Origin of the sequence: Paracoccus sp. (in: a-proteobacteria) (assembly GCF_046462195.1) — a bacterium.
Classification (GTDB): domain Bacteria; phylum Pseudomonadota; class Alphaproteobacteria; order Rhodobacterales; family Rhodobacteraceae; genus Paracoccus.
On sequence record NZ_JBKGUN010000051.1, the window covers coordinates 1 to 3,091 of the forward strand.

The 3,091-nt window shown below is 66.0% G+C and carries 4 protein-coding genes; 3 read left to right on the forward strand and 1 reads right to left on the reverse strand.

The annotated features are described in order from the left end of the window. Positions 1–1,194: glutamate-5-semialdehyde dehydrogenase (locus ACLHHB_RS03525; RefSeq protein WP_410216903.1), on the forward strand; the 1,194-nt coding region annotated here is incomplete at its 5' end. Here ACLHHB_RS03525 and ACLHHB_RS03530 read toward each other — a convergent pair. Next, positions 1,195–1,818: a histidine phosphotransferase family protein gene (locus ACLHHB_RS03530; RefSeq protein WP_410216904.1), complete on the reverse strand. Its 624-nt coding sequence runs from the start codon at positions 1,816–1,818 to the stop codon at positions 1,195–1,197. It lies immediately after the preceding gene. 38 nt (positions 1,819–1,856) lie between these two features. Here ACLHHB_RS03530 and ACLHHB_RS03535 point away from each other — a divergent pair, with 38 nt between their 5' ends. Further along, the gene (locus ACLHHB_RS03535; protein WP_410216905.1) at positions 1,857–2,033 is read left to right on the forward strand and encodes a DUF3553 domain-containing protein; all 177 of its coding nucleotides are present in this window, start codon (positions 1,857–1,859) and stop codon (positions 2,031–2,033) included. Positions 2,034–2,240: 207 nt separating this feature from the next. Then, positions 2,241–2,966, forward strand: coding sequence for a GNAT family N-acyltransferase (locus ACLHHB_RS03540; RefSeq protein ID WP_410216906.1), 726 nt, complete (start codon positions 2,241–2,243; stop codon positions 2,964–2,966). The last annotated feature ends 125 nt before the right edge of the window (positions 2,967–3,091 follow it).

Genomic DNA, 3,091 nt, shown 5'->3' on the forward strand with positions numbered 1-3,091 from the left:
CTGGCGCAGGCGCCAGCCGAGGCCAAGCGAGACGCGCTTCTGGCCGCCGCCGACGCCATCGAGGCCCGTTCGGCCGACCTGCTGGATGCCAATGCACAAGATCTGGCCTATGGACGGGACAAGGGCCTGTCGGCGGCGATGCTGGACCGGCTGCAGCTGGATGATGCGCGGCTGGCATCCATCGCCGACGGCCTGCGCGAGGTGGCGAGGCAGCCCGATCCGGTCGGGCAGGTGATTGCCGAATGGGACCGGCCCACGGGGCTGCACATCCAACGCGTTCGCACGCCGATCGGTGTCATTGGCGTGATTTATGAAAGCCGCCCCAACGTCACCGCAGATGCCGGCGCTTTGGCCCTCAAGTCGGGCAATGCGGTGATCCTGCGTGGCGGTTCCGAAAGCCTTCACTCCGCCAACGCCATCCATGCCTGCATGGCGGAAGGGCTGCGCGCGGCCGGTCTGCCCGAAACGGCCATCCAGATGGTACCGACCCGCGACCGTGCCGCGGTCACTGCCATGCTGACGGCGCAAGGGCTGATCGATGTCATCATTCCCCGTGGTGGCAAGGGTCTGGTGCGTCTTGTCCAGCGCGAGGCGAGGGTGCCGGTCTTTGCCCATCTGGAGGGGATCTGTCATGTTTATGCGGATGGCGCGGCCGATCTGGAAAAAGCGCGTCGCGTGGTCTTGAACGCCAAGACCCGCCGGACCGGCATCTGCGGTTCAGCCGAATGCCTGCTGATCGACCGGGCGTTTCTGGACCGTTATGGCGATATCCTGATCCGCGACCTGCTGGAGGCCGGTGTCGAGGTGCGTGCCGAGGGCGAACTGTCCCGCATCCCGGGCACCGTTGCAGCGCAGCCCGAGGATTTCGGGCACGAGTTCCTGGACATGATCATCGCCGCTCGTCTGGTCGATGGGGTCGAGGGCGCGATCGCCCATATCCGCCGCCATGGCAGCCAGCACACCGAATCGGTTCTGACCGAGGATGACGCCGTCGCGGCACGATTCTTTGCGGGACTGGACAGCGCGATCCTGATGCGCAACGCGTCCACCCAGTTCGCCGATGGCGGAGAGTTCGGGATGGGCGCCGAGATCGGCATCGCCACGGGCAAGATGCATGCCCGCGGGCCAGTCGGGGCAGAGCAGCTGACCAGCTTCAAGTATCTGGTCACCGGCGACGGGACCATCCGGGCCTGATCAGAACGAGATCTCGCCGCCCGTATTGTCAAACTCATGCCGCAGGGGGCGGTTCTCGGTCAGGGCCAGTTCGGCCAGCAGGGCGAAATGAACCTCGGACGGGGCGGGTGGCCTGCCTTCGCCCTCGCCCAGCCAGGCCCAAAGTTCGGGATCGATGCGGCTGCGGTCGCATTCGGCAACCAGCCGCCAACCCGGCGTATCACGCAGAACAATGACGCGCCCACCCCAGGGCATGGCGCTTTCGAGGCACATCATTGCCAACATCACCATGCGGATCTCGGGCCGGGCAAAATCCCCCTCGGCGTCCAGGCTGACCGAAAGTCGTCCCTGGGCCGCCATCCCCTCCAGCAGGCGGGCCAGTTCGCCGCGCCCGACACGCTGTTCGCCCTGCGCCATGCCAAAGGCCATGCGGTACCCTTGGATGCGCGACCGCGCAGCCAGCACGGCTTCGGCAATCAGGCGCATTTCAGGCGACTGGGCAAGGCCGGGAAAGTCGGGCGACATTTCCAGCAGCTCGACCCCGTTGCCGATGGCCCCCAAGGGCGAGACAAGGTCATGGCACAAGCGCGAGCCCAGAAGCGCTGCCAGATCGCCCGGAGCCATCCGCGTTGAATGCTGTGTCATCAATGGTTACCTTTCTGTCGTCAGAAGGAGCCGCCGCCGTGAATGAAATCCTGGAACCCGGAATGATCGTGCGTCACCCCGGCGCCCCTGAATGGGGCGAGGGGCAGGTCCAGTCGCGGATCGGCGACCGCATCACCGTCAACTTCGCCGATGCCGGCAAGCAGGTGATCGACGGTCGCCGCGTCGCGTTGCAGATCGTGCGGTTCAACGGATGACGCGCTCCTCAATGTCCGACGACCTTGCAACCACGGATTGTGCCGCGCAAGGGCAACCTGTCCTCTTGGATGGGCGCCGACTTGGGTTGTTGCAATGCTGCCGCCCGTTTTCTAGACAGGCTTGACCCAAGGCAGGCCAGCAACACCGTGAATCGCGCAGATCCCGCTTTCTTCCAGATCCGCCTCGCCACCGGCGAGCAGGACCTGATGGCCGCACAACGCCTTCGTTACCGCGTCTTTGTCGAGGAACTGGGCGGTTCGGGCCCGCTGGTCGATCACGAGGCGCGACTGGAGCGGGACGAGTTCGACCCTGTCGTGGACCATCTGTGCCTGATCGATACGCGCCGCGACGCGGATGCGCTGGATCATGTGGTGGGCGTTTATCGCCTGCTGCGCAGCGACCGGGCGGCCGAGTTCGGTCGCTTCTATTGCGACGGCGAATATGACCTGACACCGCTGCGGAACAGCGGCCGTCCCTTGCTGGAACTGGGGCGGTCCTGCGTGGATCCCGAGCATCGCGGCGGGGCGGCCATGTTCCTGATGTGGAACGCGCTGGCCGATTATGTTCTGGATCATGGCATCCAGATCCTGTTCGGGGTGGCCAGCTTTCACGGCACGGACGTGCCCATGCTGGCCCCGTCGCTCAGCTGGCTGCACCACAAGCACCTTGCCCCACCCGAACTGCGTCCCCGCGCTCGGGAAGCGGGTTTCCACCCCATGGACCTGATCGAACCCGACCAGCTGGACCGGCGCGAGGCGATGATCGCAATGCCGGCGCTGATCAAGGCCTATCTGCGGCTGGGGGGCATGGTGGGCGAGGGGGCGTATGTCGATCGCGACTTCAACACGACGGACGTGTTCCTGTTGATGGACACCGCCGCCATGTCTGCCAAGCACCGCGAATATTACGAAAGCCGCTGGCAGCCGACATGAGTGGCCCGACCTGGCGCGAGGGTACGCCGCCGCCGCTGCCGGGGCCGCAAGGGCTGCGGGAGTGGCTGCGCGTGGCCCGGCGCGGCCTTCCCGCCATTCTGGTCCTGCTGCTGGGAGTGCTGCTG